This window comes from Oleiphilus sp. HI0066 (genome assembly GCF_001635725.1).
Window position 1 is genome coordinate 1 of record NZ_LWFH01000740.1, and the last position, 851, is coordinate 851.

The following is an 851-nucleotide window of genomic DNA, read 5'->3' on the forward strand; positions in this document are numbered from 1 at the left end:
CTTCCAATCGCTGAGAAATTAGACCAAGTTGGTTATTGGTCTCTAGAGTCATGGGGCGGTGCGACGTTTGACTCATGTATTCGTTTCATTGGCGAAGATCCATGGGATCGTATTCGCGAACTTAAAAAAGTGATGCCAAATACTAAGCAACAAATGTTGTTGCGTGGTCAAAATCTTCTTGGCTACCGTCATTACGCAGATGATGTTGTTGATAAGTTTGTTGAGCGTGCTGTTAAAAATGGCGTAGAAGTGTTCCGAGTGTTTGATGCGATGAACGACCCTCGCAACCTTGAGCGCGCTTTGAAAGCGGTTAAAACAAATGGCGGTCATGCTCAGGGTACGCTTTCTTACACAACTAGTCCGGTTCATACCCTCGAAAACTGGATTGAATTAGCTAAGCAAATCGAAGACCTTGGTGCTGACTCGATCGCAATCAAAGACATGGCTGGTACTTTGACTCCATACGCAGCTTACGAGTTAGTAAGTCGTTTGAAAGCTCAGACTGATCTTGAGGTTCAATTGCACGCTCATGCTACTTCTGGTATCTCAGACATGGCAATTTTAAAAGCTGTTGAAGCGGGTATTGACCGTGTTGATACAGCCATTTCATCTATGTCTATGACTTACGGCCACACGGCAACGGAAAGTGTTGTTGCAGCACTTGCGGGCACAGATCGTGATACTGGTCTAAACATGGACTTGCTAGAAGAGATTGCCGCTTACTTCCGCAAAGTACGTAAGAAGTATGCGAAATTCGAAGGCTCTTTGCGTGGTACAGATTCACGTATCCTTATCGCTCAAGTTCCTGGCGGCATGTTAACCAACATGGAAAACCAGTTGAAAGAGCAAGG

The 851-nt window shown here is 45.1% G+C and carries 1 protein-coding gene; it reads left to right on the forward strand.

The window, feature by feature from the left end; genetic code table 11:
- A partial coding sequence (locus A3738_RS09025; RefSeq protein ID WP_156504128.1) for a pyruvate carboxylase subunit B occupies positions 1 to 851 on the forward strand: 851 nt, incomplete at both ends.